The following is a 15,417-nucleotide window of genomic DNA, read 5'->3' on the forward strand; positions in this document are numbered from 1 at the left end:
AGGTGATGAAAAGGGCGAGCGCCATGAAATGACGCTCTCCCTCGGGGTGCTATCAGCCACTGCCGCGCGCGGCTTATGCCATCAGATGCAGATGGTTGTCCCAGAGCCCCGCGGGCAATTCCAGCGGCTTGGCCAACAGTTCCGCCTGACGGCAATCGTAGTAACGGCAACGGCCTTGACCGGAGGTCACGACAAAACCGTCCTGCACCGCACCGACCCCGGCGCAATCGGGCAACGGCGCATCGAGGCGCACTGCGCCGCTGTCCAGATCCCAGATGAAGAAACGGTTGCCGCGCGGTGCCGTCAGCGCAACGAGCCGCAACTCGCTGTGCACCGCGACGCTGGCGGTGTAATGCCCCATCGCCTGCAACTGCTGCTCCGGCACCGGGAACGCCACGAAGGGTTGCCCCGGACGCTTGATCGCCAACAGTTCCGAACGCTCATGGGAGGCGCCCATGAATTGCTGACCGGCGACAATGGTGCCGTCACTGGCGATGCCCAGGTGACGCACGCTGTTCATCTGCTGGGCGAGGGTTTCCTTGCTCAGCAAAGTCCCGTCGCGCTGCATCAGCACCAGGCTCGGCTCCATGGCGTTGAGGTTCATGTCGACGCGGCTTTCCGCTTCGGTTCGAATCCCGCCGTTGGCTACCACCAGCGTCTCGCCGTCGGGCATCCACGACACCTGATGCGGGCCGAGACCGTGAGTGGAAATCTCGCCGCTGTGCACCAGCCGCGCGCCGTCGAACTTGTACACGCCGAGCAAGCCACGACCCGGATCGGTGGTGTCGTTCTCGGTGGCGTACAGGTATTCGCCGTCCTTGTGCACCACGGCATGCCCGTAGAAATGCCGGTTCGGTTGTGAGGTCACGGTTTGGAGCAGGGTCCCGTCGCGCAGGTCGATCAGATAGCTTTCGGTGCCCGGACGGCGGGCCACGAACAGTGCGATCGGCTGCGTCGGGTGATTGATGATGTCGTGGCAGCGCTGGCCGACCTGCGTGGCAAACACCCGCGTACCGTCGAGCCGATAACCGACGGCGTAGTGCCTGCCGTCAGTGTCGTCGCGCGCCGACAGCAGCAGCGGGCTCTGATCCTTGCGTTTGAACAGCGTCCAGCCGCCCAGCGTCACTGCTCCCAGCAGCACACTACCTAAAGTCAGAGCCTGGCGTCGCAGCATGGCACTTGCCCTCATCAGTCACCGTCGTTGGCGTTGAAGCCCAGTTGAATGCCCAGCGCCTTGGCCAGTTCGCCTTCGTGCAGGCGATGGACGACGTTGAGGCTGTCGTAGATGTCGTTCAGTTGCTGACGACCGGCGTCGTCTTCAAGCATTTCGCCGAGCGAGCGCTGGGTGCTGTCGAACAGTTTCAGCGAGGCGGCGTAGGCGGCGTCGATCTTGTCGGCCAACGGCTTCTGCTCGGCTGGCAACAGACCGCGCAGGCCTTTGTTGTCGACGCCTTCCCAGACGGTTTTGGCCGCTGCAAGGCTGGCTTGCAGTGCGGTCAGCGACGACTGGCTGCGCCACGCATCAGCCTGGAACGGCTGTGGCACGCCCTTGCTCTGGCGGCCCATCGGCGTGCCGAGCTTTTTCTTCAGGGTGTCCAGTGCGGTGACCTGCACGCGCAGTAGATCGGCGATCGCTTCGTGGGAGTCGGCATAACGCTGATTCGGGAATTTGCTCATCTGCGCAAGCATGCCGTCGGTGTTGTTCCAGCCCTGCAGAATCTCTTCGGCCAGTTGCTTCTGGCGTTCGCCGATGGCGATCAGCAGCGGGCAGTATTTGGCTTTCTGCTCGGCGTTGGCCACGTCAGGCTTGGCATCGAAGAGGATGTATTCGTAGGCCGACAAGCCCTGAACCACCACACTCGACTTGGCCAGTGCCGCGGCATCAATCTGCGGCTGCGCTACGACCAGTTGTTCGACCTGACGGCCCACGAGGTTTTTCTTGTCCGGCCAGAACTGCACCTGCCACGACCGGTTGCCCTCGGCCAGCGGGCCGATCAACAACGGTTGCAGCTCGGCCCAGGCTTTTTGCGCGTGAAGGAAATCGGCGCGCGCGGTTTCCAGGGTTTCCTTGCCCTGGCAGTAGGCGAGGGCGCTGACGGCCAGTTGCTTATCGGCTTCAACCCAGCGGGTATAGGTCGGCAGAATCACCGATTTGGCGATGGCTGCCGAGGTGACCGCTTGCGGGTCCTGCGGCGAGCAGGCGCCGAGGGCGAGCGCGGCAAGGCTGGTGAACAGTAGCTTGGGACGGAACATGTCGGGCTCCCGATTCTTTTTCAGTATTTAAAGTGAGTTCAAAAACGCCAGCAACGCAGCACGTTGCTCGGCATTGAAAGACAAAACCTGTTGCTGCGCGGCTTGCGCTTCGCCGCCATGCCAGAGCACGGCTTCGAGCAGATTGCGCGCGCGGCCGTCATGCAAGAACTGGGTGTGGCCGCTGACCGCTTGCGTCAGGCCGATGCCCCACAACGGCGGGGTGCGCCAGTCGCGGCCGGAGGCCTGGAATTCGCTGCGATTGTCCGCCAGACCGTCGCCCATATCGTGCAGCAGCAGATCGCTGTACGGCCGGATCAGTTGATTGGCCAGTTCCGGTTCGGCGGCGTTGGCGGCGGTGGTGTATTTCGGCGTATGGCACGACTGGCAGCCAGCCTGAAAAAACAGATTCTTGCCGGCTAGCACCTCGGCATCGTTGACGCCACGTCGCGCCGGCACCGCGAGGTTGCGGCTATAGAACAGCACCAGCCGCAAAATGTTGTCGCTGACTTCCGGTTCGCCGTCCGCGCCGTTGCCGTTCGGTGCCTGCTTGCAGGCGGTTTGCGCCTCGGTGCAGTCATCGAAGGGGCGCAGGCTGGTGGTCAGGCCCATATCACCCGAAAAGGCGTGAACGTTTTGTTGATTGAGGTTCGGTTGCCCGGCTTTCCAGCCGAAACGGCCGATCACGGTTTTCTGTAACTCATCGTCCCAGACCCGGTTCGGCCGGCCGTTGATGCCCTGGTTGTCTTTGGCTTGCGCGGCGGCGTTGGCGAGAATCGCTTCTTCCGGGATCGCTTCCAGCAGACCCAGACCGATCATCGGTGGCGCCACCCGCGCGGAAAACTGCGTGTCCGGGTGCATCGGGCCGTAGCCCAGTTGCGTGATCTGCAGGACTGGTTTGCGCAGCTCGACCTCAGTGCCATCGGCGAACCGCACCGGCACCGGCGTGTAGTCGACGCGCACCTTGCCTTCGGGCGCAACGCCGGGCACGGCCATGTCCTGAAACTGACCGCCGTAGACCGGTTCCGGCACCACACCAAGCTGCTCAACGACCTTGGCGTATTGCGGCGCATCGGGAATCGACAGCCTGACCAGCATCGATACCGCATTGTTTGCGTCCGGTGCCGGTGGATGACCGCGGCCGTCCTTGATGTGGCAGTTCTGGCAGGCGTTGGTGTTGAACAGCGGGCCGAGGCCGTCGCGCGCGGTGGTGGTCGACGGCGCGATCACCCACGGGCTGCGAAAGAAGCTGTTGCCGACGCTGAAATCCACCCGCCGTGACGGCGGCAGGTTGGCCGATGGCAGGGAAAACGCATTCTGATCGCTCTTGCGCACCGTCGCCGCGCCACCCGAACGCGCCTCGCCGGGCTCGGCCTGGGTGAAACGCGGGGCGTCATCGCAGGCACTCAGGCCCAGGGCCAGCAACAGTGCGGACAAGCGAAGAGGCAGCGAGGGCATCAGACATCCTGCAGACGGGCGAAAACAAAGGCGCAAAGTCTAACAGGGCCGGGGAGTTTGAATAAGAGGAATTATCGTTTGCTTGATGCAGCGCAAGCCAGAAAGCGCACGCAACCCCCTGTAGGAGTGAGCCTGCTCGCGAAAGCTGCGCCCGACGCGCTGAAAAGGTGGCGGCAGATACCGCCTTCGCGAGCAGGCTCGCTCCCACAGGGGATTGCGGTGTGGCAGGCATGAAAAAGGCGATCCGAAGATCGCCTTTTTCAGTCAGACATTGGTGATCAGAACTCGTGATCGGCGTTGTCCGGGTTCAGGTCGCTGATGCCCAGTTTGCCGGCAGCGGCTTCGATCGAGCCGGTCTGCTTGACCAGTGCGGCGATCGCGTCACGAACGATCTGGTTGCCCGCGGTGTTGCCCGCCGCGATCAACTGGTCGTAGTGCTCGCCCTTGTTGGCGTGATCGACCATGACCTGGATCTTCGCTTCGGTCGCGGCCAGATCGGCTTTCAGTGCGGTGTCGGCAGCCGGATCAGCCTTGGCCACCAGCGACGACAGGCTGGCGCCGGTCATCTTGGTACCGTCGACACGGGTGTATTCGCCCAGGTAAACGTTACGCACGCCTTTGGCATCGTAGAAATGCGAGTAATGGGTGTTGTCGCTGAAGCAATCCTGCTCGTCTTCCGGGGAGTTGGCTTCCAGGGAAACCTTCATGCGCTCGCCGGCCAGTTCGCCGAGGGACAGGCTGCCCATGCCGAACAACATTTTGCGCAGACCCGATTCACCCGGCTCGGCTTCCAGCGTGGCGCGGTAGTTGTCGGCCACGTTCGGCTTCCAGTTGCCGACCATTTCTTCCAGGTCGCTGACCAGCAGCTCGGTCACGGCTTTGAGGTAGGCACGGCGACGGTCGTTGTGACCGCCAGTGGCGCCAGCGCCTTCCAGGTAATCGGAGGCCGGACGGTTGCCAGCGCCAGGGCCGGTGCCGTTGAGGTCCTGGCCCCACAGCAGGAATTCGATGGCGTGGTAGCCAGTGGCGACGTTCGCTTCGGAACCACCCAGCTCGTTGAGGCTGGCGAGTTTCTCAGCGGTGATGTCCTTGACGTCGACCTTGTCTTCGCCAACCTGCACTTCGGTGTTGGCGATGATGTTGGCGGTGGCGCCCGGGTTGCCCAGCGCGTGCTCGTAGGATTTGTCGACATAGTCGATCAGACCTTCGTCCAGCGGCCAGGCGTTAACCTGACCTTCCCAATCGTCGATGATGGTGTTGCCGAAGCGGAACACTTCACTTTGCAGGTACGGCACGCGCGCAGCGACCCAGGCAGCCTTGGCGGCTTTCAGCGTCTCGGCGTTCGGCTTGGCGAGGAACGCGTCGACCGCGCTCTGCAAGGTTTTCGCGGTGGATTCGGCATCGCTGTAGACGGCGAAGACCATGTCGGCGTAGTGCGCGACCACAGCCTTGGCGGCAGCATCGTCGACTTTACCGGCAGCAGGCGCAGGCGTAGCGGCAGGGGCTGGAGCAGCGCTGCTGGAAGCCGGCGTCATTTCGGAGGCTTTTTCTTTGTCCTTGCCTTCGCCGCAACCGGCGAGGGAAATAGCGATGGCCAGCAGACTGGCGGTAGCCAGAGGCATACGAATCATGGCGAACATCCTGCTTCGGTAGTTGAGTGGACTGGCGCCGAGGGCGCGCAAAACTTCGACATAATGCAAATCTTTCGCATTATGTGTAAAGGGTTGTGGCTGGAAATATTTCTTATTTACGACATGGGTGCGCTGGATCAAGCGCACGATCCTGATCGGCGAGAGGCGCCGCGTTCACGGCGTTTCACAGAATGGCGGCGTTGCTGCGTTGCGCTTGCTTGAGATAAGCACTCAACTCACGGGCCGGCAGCGGTTTGCTGTAGTGATAACCCTGACCCTCGTGGCAGCCTTCAGAGATGATGTACGTCTCCTGCTCGGCGGTTTCCACGCCCTCGGCGATCACCTGCATGCCGAGACTCTTGCCCAACTGGATGATCGCGCGAACGATGGTCGCATCGTCGTCGTCATCGAGCAGGTCCTGGACGAAGCTCTTGTCGATCTTGATCTTGTCCAGCGGCAGGCTTTTCAGATAACTGAGCGATGAATAACCGGTGCCGAAGTCGTCAATGGCGATCAACGCTCCGGAGCGGCGCAAGCTGAGCAAGTGCTGCGCGGCGGTGCTGATGTCTTCCATCAGGCCGGTTTCGGTGACTTCCAGCTCCAGACTGCGCGGCGGCAAGCGGTACATCTGCAGCAGGTTGTTGACCACCCGCGGCAGCTCGGCGTGGTGCAGTTGCACCGTCGACAGATTGACCGCCATGCGCAGGTCGACAAAACCCTGATCGTGCCAGTCGCGCAACTGCTTGCAGGCCTGATCCAGCACCCATTCGCCGATGGCGATGATCGTGCCGTTCTGCTCGGCCAGCGGAATGAACAGGTCCGGCGGCACCAGACCGTGTTCTGGATGCTGCCAGCGAATCAACGCTTCGACACCGACCACACGGTGGTCGCGATAGCTGATCTGCGGCTGATAGACGAGGTAGAACTGATCGCGGATCAGCGCATCGCGCAGGTCTTTTTCCAGCTCGCGGCGGCGTCGCATCTCGCTGTCGACGCTGGCGATGTAGAACTGATATCGGTTGCGCGAGCGCGTCTTGGCCAGGGTCATGGTCTGCTCGGCTTTCTGCAACAGCTTCTCGGTGCTGTCGCCATCCTCCGGGAACAGGGTGATGCCAATGGTCGCGCGCAGGCGGATTTCCTGATGATCAAGGGCGAACGGCGCCTCCAGATCATCAAGGATGCTTTGCGCGAGTTCCGCCGCTTCGTAGGGTTGTTCGATATCGGCCTGGACCAGCGCGAACTGGTCGCCGCCAAGCCGGGCGAGGGCGCCGAGGCGCCCGCTGTGGGCGCGCAAACGGTCGGCCAGGGCCAGCAGCAATTGGTCGCCGGTCTGGTAGCTGAACTGCTCATTGATCCCTTTGAAATCATCCAGCCCCACGCACAATACCGCGACGCGGCGTTGCAGCTTGCCGGCGTCGATCAGAATCTTGTCCAGTTGCTGCTGCAATTGCTGGCGGTTCGGCAGGCCGGTGAGGAAGTCGTACTGGGCCATGCGCAGCAGGCTGTTTTCCGCTTCGTGGCGCAGATGGGTGTTGCGTTCGATCGATTCCAGCAATTGGTTGGCGGTGTTGATCCACACGCCCAACTCGTTTTTCTCGTGGCCCTTGAGCTGCGGAATCTTGTGTTCGCTGGGGCGATCCGGGTTGATCTCGGTGAGGTGCTCGATGATCCGCGACAGCGGCTTGGTCAGCAGCCAGTGATAAACCAGGTACAGCACCAGGCCCATGGCCAGCGCCCGCAGGACCCCGGAAATGAAGATGATCACCGAACTGACGAGAAAACCTTCGCCATAGGTGGCGGTGTCGAGGGTAATGCTCAGGTCGCCGTAATACTCGCTATAAGGCCCGCGCCCGACCAGTTGGGTGGTGAAGGTGCGTTCCTGCCCGAGGATCAGGTCGGTCAGCCAGCGGCTGTTGGACTGCTGCAACTCGCGGGATTTCTGCGCGAGCATGGCTTCGTTGGGATGGCCGATGGACGCCTGACGCACTGCATCGTCCTGGAACAGGCCTTCGATTACCTGCATGCCCATTTCCCGATCGAGGCTGTACACGGCCTGAGTCGACGGGTCGCGGAACATGTCGAGAATGCGCTCGGCATCGCCGGCCACCGCCTGACGGGTCTTGTAGGCATCGAAAACAATTTGCGCGCAGCTCAAGACCACACCGACGATCAATGCCGACAGGAGCACGACCCGGAGCAACTTCACCGACAAGCTGTTCTTGAGTTCCAGCTTCAAAGAGGTATTCCTTGTTCCGTGCGGGTAGCGTCAAGTTGCCATGAGTATTGGCAATCCCGGGGTGGCAGTCAAAGGGACAATCGGGCTCAGGGAGATTCACCCGGGCCTTGGTCAAAATGCTGCCAATTGGAGTATTAGCTCTGAATTAACTGTGTCGGTAGTGGCGGCCCGCAACTTGAGCCTGCAGACGATATTTTTTGCGCTCTGTGATGGTAGCTTCCCGTGCGCTTCCGACAAACGGCACGAAGCCGTATTCAGCGTGAGAAAAACGCCATCCGGGAGCATAAAAAAACCCGGCAAAAGCCGGGTTTCTTGTCTGGCGTGCAGCTTAAGCAGTGAAGGCTTTACCTTCGAACTGCTCGGCCACGAACTTCCAGTTGACCAGGTTCCAGAACGCTTCTACGTATTTCGGACGCACGTTGCGGTAGTCGATGTAGTAAGCGTGTTCCCAGACGTCGCAGGTCAGCAGCGGTGTGTCGCCGCTGGTGATCGGGTTGCCGGCGCCGATGGTGCTGGCCAGCGCCAGGGAACCGTCAGCCTTTTTCACCAGCCAGCCCCAGCCGGAACCGAAGGTGCCGATCGAGGTTTTGCTGAACTCTTCCTTGAACTTGTCGAACGAACCGAAGGCTGCGTTGATCGCTTCAGCCAGCGCGCCGGTTGGTTGACCGCCGGCGTTTGGCGCCAGGCAGTTCCAGTAGAAAGTGTGGTTCCAGACCTGAGCGGCGTTGTTGAAGATACCGCCCGAGGAAGTCTTGACGATTTCTTCCAGGGTCTTGCCTTCGAACTCGGTGCCTGGCACCAGGTTGTTCAGGTTCACGACATAGGTGTTGTGGTGCTTGTCGTGGTGGTATTCCAGGGTTTCCTTGGAAATGTGCGGCTGCAGGGCATCGTGTGGGTAAGGCAGCGGCGGCAATTCGAAAGCCATGATGATTCTCCTAATCAGGTCTGTTGCGGTGAGCGCAAGGCCGATCACGGGCGGCCAGAAATGCACCGGCGAGTTTTTACTCTTTGCGGCGCAGGGTCTGGATCATAGCACCGGGGTTGCGGCATAACCACGCAACAACTGTGTGGGATAGAGGTTCAACGGCATCCTCTTGGCTGTTTGGAATAAATCAGTTCGCGATAATCAGCTGCCCGGCCACCGTGAACATCATCAACGCCACCACCAGATCGAGAATCCGCCAGGTACTCGGGCGGGCGAGCCACGGTGCCAGCCACGCCGCGCCCAGCGCCAGGGTGAAAAACCACAGCAGCGAAGCGCTCGCCGCGCCGACCACATAAGCCCCCGGCACCGATTGTTGGGCGCCGAGCGAGCCGATCAGCAACACGGTATCCAGATAAACGTGCGGATTGAGCAGCGTCACCGCCAGCGCGCTGAGCATGACGGCGCGCAACGAACGCACGGTCTGGTTTGCGCCTTGACCCAGGCTTTGCTTCGAACAGGCCCGGCGCAACGCCTGGCTGCCATACCAGATCAGAAAGGTCGCGCCGCCCCAACGAGCGATCGCCAACAGCGTCGGGTTCTGCGCGAGGATTGTCGCCAGGCCGAACACCCCGGCCGCCACCAGCAGCGCATCGCACGCCACGCACAGCGCCGCTACCGGCAAATGATGTTCACGGCGCAGGCTCTGCGCCAATACGAAAGCGTTCTGGGTGCCGATCGCCATGATCAGCCCGAACGCCACCAGCAGGCCGTTCACATAGCTTTGCCACATAACTTTTACTCCGCGTTGGCTGCGAGATCGCGCAGCACTTGCATGGCGCGTTCGGCGTCGGCCTGGCCGACGAACAAATGGTCGTGGTAGTAGCCGGCAATCACGTTGCAACTGATCCCGGCCTGGCCCAACGCCGTGGCGAACGCTGCGGTGAGGCCGACCGCTTCCAGCGCGGAGTGCACGTTGAGAGTGATCCACGCCGCCACATAGTCGAAGTGCAATCCGGCCTGTTCGGCATGGGCACGCTGCACGATCAGCGTCAGGCCTTCCTGCTCGCGGAAGCTACCGACAATCTCCAGATCGCGCGGCAGCACGCCATCGCGCAGGGTGCAGAACACGTATTCGCCGGCGTTGAGTTGCGGGCTCATGCTGCGTAATAAAGTGTTGAGTGAAGTTTCGCCGGCCATGAACGTGATCCTTGAGAATGAGTGCTTGCTGGCTATTCTCCGGTCGTGCGTTGTATAAGAAAAACCAATATTGCTGATCGCTCATTAGGAAAACTGATGTTCGACTATAAATTGCTGTCTGCCTTGGCCGCCGTGGTTGAACAGGCCGGTTTTGAACGAGCCGCGCAGGTACTGGGTTTGTCGCAGTCGGCGATCTCGCAGCGGATCAAACTGCTCGAAGCGCGAGTCGGTCAGCCGGTGCTGATTCGTGGCACACCGCCGGCGCCAACCGAGATCGGCCGACGCCTGCTCAACCATGTGCAGCAGGTGCGTTTGCTGGAGCGTGACCTGCAAAGCGTTGTCCCGGCGCTGGACGAAGAGGGGGTGCCGGATCGTCTGCGCATCGCACTGAACGCCGACAGTCTCGCCACCTGGTGGGGGCAAGCGGTGGGGGATTTCTGCGCTGCCCAGCATTTGCTGCTGGACCTGATCGTTGAAGACCAGACGGTCGGCCTCAAACGCATGCGCGCCGGTGAAGTGGCGGCCTGCCTTTGCGCCAGCGAGCGACCGGTGGCCGGCGCGCGCAGTGTGTTGCTCGGGGCGATGCGTTATCGCGCGTTGGCCAGCCCGGCCTTCATCGAACGGCATTTCCCCCAGGGTGTGCGCGCCGAACAACTGCCGCGCACTCCGGCTCTGGTGTTCGGCCCGGACGATTTTCTGCAGCATCGCTATCTCGCATCGCTGGGCGTCGATGGTGGTTTCGAACACCATTTGTGTCCGTCGTCGGAAGGTTTCATTCGCCTGGCCGAGGCCGGAATCGGCTGGGGACTGGTGCCGGAGTTGCAGGTGTGCGAACAGTTGCGCAGCGGCGTATTGCGCGAGTTGTTGCCAGATAAACCGATCGATGTGCCGCTGTACTGGCATCATTGGCGCAACGGCGGGCAATTGCTCAACCTGCTCACCGAGCAATTACTGCGCTCGTCAACGCAATGGCTAGTGGCTTAGAAGCAGCTGCGAGCGTCAAGCTGCAAGCGGCAAGCGCAGCGTTTTAACTTGCAGCTAATGGCTTGTAGCTTGCAGCTGTATCTGTGGAGTTTTTGATGAAGATTTTGGTTACCGGCGCGAGCGGCTTCATTGGCGGACGCTTTGCGCGTTTCGCCCTGGAGCAAGGCCTTGAGGTGCGCGTCAACGGGCGCCGGGCCGAGAGCGTCGAGCATCTGGTGCGCCGTGGCGCCGAGTTCGTGCCCGGCGATCTGACCGATGCCGAACTGGCCCGCGAGCTGTGCACGGATGTCGAAGCCGTGGTGCATTGCGCCGGTGCGGTCGGTGTGTGGGGGCGTTATCAGGATTTCCATCAGGGCAACGTGCAGGTCACCGAGAACATCGTCGAGGCCTGCCTCAAGCAGCGGGTCCGGCGTTTGGTGCACCTGTCGTCGCCGTCGATCTATTTCGACGGCCGCGACCATCTCGGTCTGACCGAAGAACAAGTGCCCAAGCGCTTTCGGCATCCGTACGCGGCGACCAAGTATCTGGCCGAGCAGAAGGTCTTCGGCGCTCAGGAATTCGGCTTGGAAACTATCGCGTTGCGCCCGCGCTTCGTCACCGGGGCCGGCGACATGAGCATCTTTCCGCGCCTGCTCAACATGCAGCGCAAGGGCCGTCTGGCGATCATCGGCAATGGCCTGAACAAGGTCGATTTCACCAGCGTGCACAACCTTAACGAAGCCATGCTCAGCAGTTTGCTGGCGGCAGGCTCGGCGCTGGGCAAGGCCTACAACATCAGTAACGGCGCGCCGGTGCCACTGTGGGACGTGGTCAATTATGTGATGCGCAACATGGACGTGCCGCAGGTGCGCAAGTATCGCTCCTACGCGCTGGCCTACAGCGTTGCCGCGCTCAACGAAGGTGCCTGCAAACTTTGGCCGGGGCGTCCGGAGCCGACGCTGTCGCGGCTGGGCATGCAAGTGATGAACAAAAATTTCACCCTCGACATCAGCCGCGCCCGGCATTATCTGGATTACGATCCGAAAGTCAGCCTGTGGTCTGCCCTCGACGAGTTCTGCGCCTGGTGGAAGGCTCAGGACATTCGTTGAAACCATTCGGTCGGCCAGCAATGAACCGCGCCCCCGGATGGGGGTCAATGCCTGCGGCTGCGGCGGTTATACTTCGCAGCATTTAGCCATCACCGCGTTTCTCAAAGGTTGCCTCAATGTCCATGCGTAACGATGCTCACGACGACGATTTCGATAACGTGCCCAGCCTGCGCGCCGACCCCTTCGACGACGATGACATTCCCACCACTGCCCGCACCTCCGTGCACTCGCGCACGCCGTCGGTGGTCAAGGTCAAGGCGGCCAGCACCGGGCCTTTGTGGGCGTTGGTCGGCGCATTGTTCTTTGCCTTTATCGGTCTGGCCTGGTGGAGTTTCCAGCAGATCTCCTTGATGGAGCAGCAACTGGTCGCGACCCAGGAAAGCTTCGCGCGGATCAGCGAAGAAGCGGCCGGGCGCCTGCAGGACATTTCCGGCAAGGTCGTAGCCAGCCAGTCCAACGTCAGCAGCGACAGCGAAGCGCTGAAATTGCAGATCAAGCAACTGGAAGGCAAGTTGCTCGATCAGAGCAAACAGCAGCAAGGCGTCGCCGGGCAGGCCAGTGATCTGGACAAGCGTCTGGCGCAGATGACCGCGCAGACCAGCGAACTGCAGACCGCCAACAACCAGCTGCAGGCGCAGGTGAAAACCTTGAGCACCGAACTGGCGACGCTGAAAAGCACACCGGCTGACACCAGCAAGCTCGACGCGGAATTGAAAGCCTTCGATGCGCAGTTCAAGAGCCTCGGCGCCGATATCGTCGCGCTGAAGAAACAGGGCAACCCGAGCGCAGCCATCGATCGGCTGGAGCAGGAAATTGTCGTGCTCAAAAGCGAGCAGGACAACCGCCCGGCAACGCCGCAGGGTGGCGGCAACACCGCTGAGTTCGACGCCTTCCGTGCGCAGATGACGCGCAACCTCAACACCCTGCAGGCGCAGATCCAGAACCTGCAACAGCAGATCAACGCGCGACCTTGACGTCGAACGACTGTGGCGGGGCTTCCCGCCGCAGCCACCGCGTAACGTTCAGAAACCCTCTGAATGTCCATGCATCAGCCCAAGCCGTCTACGCTCTTGAAACACCAACAAGAACGAGGGATGCGCTATGGGTTTTTTGCACAAAGTGGCCTGGCTCGGCCTGATGCTACTGGCCGGTTTCGGCCAGGTCAGCGCCACGACCGATGGCAAGGATGACCGTCAGGCTGCCGTCGCGCTGCTGGAAAAAGCCCTGGCTTACTACCACGACAACGGCGACAAGGCGTTCGCCGCGTTCAGCCGGCAGGGGGAGTTCGTCGACAAGGATCGCTACGTCTTCGTGGTCGATACCAAGGGCGTGATGCTCGCCAGCGGCGGGCCTTCAGCGGCATTGATCGGCCGCGACGTCAGCGAAGTACTTGGTCCGGATTTGCAAAAAGCCTTCAAGGACGCCCTGAAAGTCCCGGAGGGCAATGGCGTCCAGCAGGCCGAATACCGTTGGCAGAACTGGGCTGACGGCAAGGTCGAACGCAAGCACGTGTTTTATCAGCGCGTCGGGCAGCGGATTCTGGCAGTCGGTTATTACTTGCCGCGCGCTTCGGCCGAGCAGGCCAAAGCGCTGCTGGATAAAGCCGCGACGGACCTCGGCAAAGACGAGAAGGGCACGCTGACCGCGGTCAATTCGCTCAAGGGCGGTTACCTGCAGGATGACCTGTATGTGTTCGTGGTCGACCTCAACACCCGCCGTTACGTGGCGCATGGCACCAACCTGCGGCTGATCAACACCGATTTCACCAAGGTCAAGGACCCGGAAGGCAAACCCGTGGGCGAACCGATCCTCGCGCTGATCGGCAAGCAGGATGAAGGCGAATACGAATACCGCTGGAAAAACCCGGTGACCGGCAAGGTCGAGGACAAACACGCCTACCTGAAAAAGGTCGGGCATTTCCTCGTCGCGGTGGGTTACTACAGTCCTTGACCGTGTGGCCTGATCGTTCCCACGCTCCGCGTGGGAATGCAGCCTGGGACGCTCTGCGTCCCCCATCCAAAGCCGAACGCAGAGCGTCCGTTGAGGCATTCCCACGCGGAGCGTGGGAACGATCGGGCTGACAGTTATTTCGCGCCGTGCTCGCGCCCGCGCAGCAGGTTGTTCGGCATGGCAATCGCTGCCGCGAGTCCGAGCAACGACACCGCTGTACTCACCCACAGCAAGTGCCGGAACGTCACCAGCAACTCCGCCCGCAGCGCATTCTGTGCATCGCCGGGCGCTGCGTTGAGGCCATCGAGCAGGACATTGCCCGAATGCCCCTCGCTGAGCAGTGAACTGCTTGCCAGGTGGGCGAAACTCGAATGCTGCAGCAGTGCCAGTAAGAGTGCCGACATCAACGCCACACCGACCGCACCGCCAAGGGAGCGAAACAGGTTGGTGGTGCTGGTGGCCACGCCGATGTCACGTTGTTCGACCGAATTCTGCGTGCCGACCAGCGAGGTCGGAAACTGCATGCCACCGGCAATGCCGCTGAGCAACATGAACACGCCGCTGAGCAGCGTCGCTTCCGGAGGGCTGGAAGCCATGCCGAGAATCGAGATCGGCATCAATATCGCGCCGGCGAGAATTTGCGGTTTGTAGCGCCCGGTGATCGAGGTGCGGCGGCCGGCGAAATACGCGCCAATCGGCAGCCCCATCGCCAGCGGCAACAAGTGCAGCGCGGCGCTGTCGGCGCCGGCGCCGGTCACACTTTGAAAGCGCAGCGGCATCAGCACGATCAGCGAAATAGCCTGGAAGCTGGTGAAGAAAATCGTGCACCAGCACAGCAGGGCGCTGCGGTTGGCGAACAGGTGCATTGGCAGCAACGGCTCGCGTGCGCGCCGTTCATGCCAGACGAACGCCGCCAGCACCAACACCGCACAAGCGAGCAGACCGAGCACTTCGCTGCTGCGCCATGAATGCCCCTGACCGACCTCGGTGATCCCGAGCAGCAGTGCGGTCAGACCGATGATCATCAACACCGTACCGAGGTAGTCGATCACCGGTTTGCGCTGCGGTATCGGCAAACCGCGCAGGTTGCGCCGGGCGACCCACCAGGCACCGAGGCCCAGCGGCAGGTTGATCAGAAATACCCAGCGCCACGACAGGTATTCGGTCATGTAGCCGCCGAGCACCGGGCCGGCAACACTCGCCACCGCGTACATGCTGCTGAAATAGCCCTGATAACGGCCCCGTTCACGCGGCGGCACGATGTCGCCGATGATCGCCTGACTCACCGAAATCATTCCGCCGGCACCGATGCCCTGAAGAATACGCGCCAGCACCAGTTGCTCCATGCTCTGGGCCATGCCGCAGAACAGTGAAGCCAACGTGAACAGGCCCATGCCGAACAGCATCAGTTTGCGCCGCCCGTACAGATCGCCGAGCTTGCCGTAGATCGGCACCGCCACAGTCATCGCCACCATGTAACCGGAAATCACCCAGGCCAGCAGGCTGACATCCTTGAACTGCGCAGAGATGGCCGGCATCGACACGGCGACAATGGTCTGGTCGAGCGCGCCGAGAAAGATCGCCATCATCAGGGCGACCAGCACGCTGCGAATGGCCGGTTTGGGTATTTCAGGCGGGTTCAGAGTGGTCACGGTAAACCTGCGGGCAGTGATTGACCCGCAAAGACATGGCGAGCGG

Annotated in this window: 13 protein-coding genes; 4 read left to right on the forward strand and 9 right to left on the reverse strand. The window is 61.6% G+C overall.

The window, feature by feature from the left end; all coding sequences use genetic code 11:
- Window positions 1-73 precede the first annotated feature (73 nt).
- The 8 genes from J3P75_RS06415 to J3P75_RS06450 form a co-directional block, all read right to left on the reverse strand.
- A complete protein-coding gene (locus J3P75_RS06415) occupies window positions 74-1,174 on the reverse strand; it encodes a DUF1513 domain-containing protein (RefSeq protein ID WP_434709678.1) in 1,101 nt (366 codons plus the stop codon).
- A 14-nt stretch (window positions 1,175-1,188) separates the two neighbouring features.
- Window positions 1,189-2,253 (reverse strand): imelysin family protein, encoded by a 1,065-nt coding sequence (locus tag J3P75_RS06420; protein WP_090285802.1) that lies wholly within the window; start codon window positions 2,251-2,253, stop codon window positions 1,189-1,191.
- 27 nt (window positions 2,254-2,280) lie between these two features.
- Window positions 2,281-3,708: a di-heme oxidoredictase family protein gene (locus J3P75_RS06425; RefSeq protein ID WP_434709679.1), complete on the reverse strand. Its 1,428-nt coding sequence runs from the start codon at window positions 3,706-3,708 to the stop codon at window positions 2,281-2,283.
- A gap of 278 nt (window positions 3,709-3,986) precedes the next feature.
- Window positions 3,987-5,339, reverse strand: coding sequence for an imelysin family protein (locus J3P75_RS06430; RefSeq protein ID WP_434709680.1), 1,353 nt, complete (start codon window positions 5,337-5,339; stop codon window positions 3,987-3,989).
- 184 nt (window positions 5,340-5,523) lie between these two features.
- A complete protein-coding gene (locus J3P75_RS06435) occupies window positions 5,524-7,575 on the reverse strand; it encodes a putative bifunctional diguanylate cyclase/phosphodiesterase (protein WP_434709681.1) in 2,052 nt (683 codons plus the stop codon).
- 328 nt (window positions 7,576-7,903) lie between these two features.
- Window positions 7,904-8,500 carry a superoxide dismutase gene (locus tag J3P75_RS06440; protein ID WP_434595882.1) on the reverse strand — a complete coding sequence of 199 codons (597 nt, stop codon included), beginning with the start codon at window positions 8,498-8,500 and terminating at the stop codon, window positions 7,904-7,906.
- Between the two features lie 187 nt (window positions 8,501-8,687).
- Window positions 8,688-9,290: a LysE/ArgO family amino acid transporter gene (locus J3P75_RS06445; protein WP_434709682.1), complete on the reverse strand. Its 603-nt coding sequence runs from the start codon at window positions 9,288-9,290 to the stop codon at window positions 8,688-8,690.
- Between the two features lie 5 nt (window positions 9,291-9,295).
- On the reverse strand, window positions 9,296-9,697 hold the full coding sequence (locus J3P75_RS06450; protein ID WP_434709683.1) for an ACT domain-containing protein: 402 nt from the start codon (window positions 9,695-9,697) through the stop codon (window positions 9,296-9,298).
- Window positions 9,698-9,793: 96 nt separating this feature from the next.
- Between J3P75_RS06450 and J3P75_RS06455 the strand changes: the two genes are divergently transcribed.
- From J3P75_RS06455 to J3P75_RS06470, 4 genes are all read left to right on the forward strand, one after another.
- The gene (locus tag J3P75_RS06455) at window positions 9,794-10,681 is read left to right on the forward strand and encodes a LysR family transcriptional regulator ArgP (protein ID WP_434709684.1); all 888 of its coding nucleotides are present in this window, start codon (window positions 9,794-9,796) and stop codon (window positions 10,679-10,681) included.
- A 95-nt stretch (window positions 10,682-10,776) separates the two neighbouring features.
- A complete protein-coding gene (locus J3P75_RS06460) occupies window positions 10,777-11,769 on the forward strand; it encodes an NAD-dependent epimerase/dehydratase family protein (protein ID WP_434709685.1) in 993 nt (330 codons plus the stop codon).
- 116 nt (window positions 11,770-11,885) lie between these two features.
- The gene (locus tag J3P75_RS06465; protein WP_434709686.1) at window positions 11,886-12,743 is read left to right on the forward strand and encodes an ATPase; all 858 of its coding nucleotides are present in this window, start codon (window positions 11,886-11,888) and stop codon (window positions 12,741-12,743) included.
- A 127-nt stretch (window positions 12,744-12,870) separates the two neighbouring features.
- Window positions 12,871-13,719, forward strand: coding sequence for a cache domain-containing protein (locus J3P75_RS06470; protein WP_434709687.1), 849 nt, complete (start codon window positions 12,871-12,873; stop codon window positions 13,717-13,719).
- A 134-nt stretch (window positions 13,720-13,853) separates the two neighbouring features.
- Here the strand turns inward: J3P75_RS06470 and J3P75_RS06475 are convergent, their stop codons facing one another.
- Window positions 13,854-15,371 carry an MDR family MFS transporter gene (locus tag J3P75_RS06475; RefSeq protein ID WP_434709688.1) on the reverse strand — a complete coding sequence of 506 codons (1,518 nt, stop codon included), beginning with the start codon at window positions 15,369-15,371 and terminating at the stop codon, window positions 13,854-13,856.
- Window positions 15,372-15,417: the final 46 nt, after the last annotated feature.

It is taken from the genome of Pseudomonas sp. R1-1, assembly GCF_051132135.1.
Classification (GTDB): domain Bacteria; phylum Pseudomonadota; class Gammaproteobacteria; order Pseudomonadales; family Pseudomonadaceae; genus Aquipseudomonas.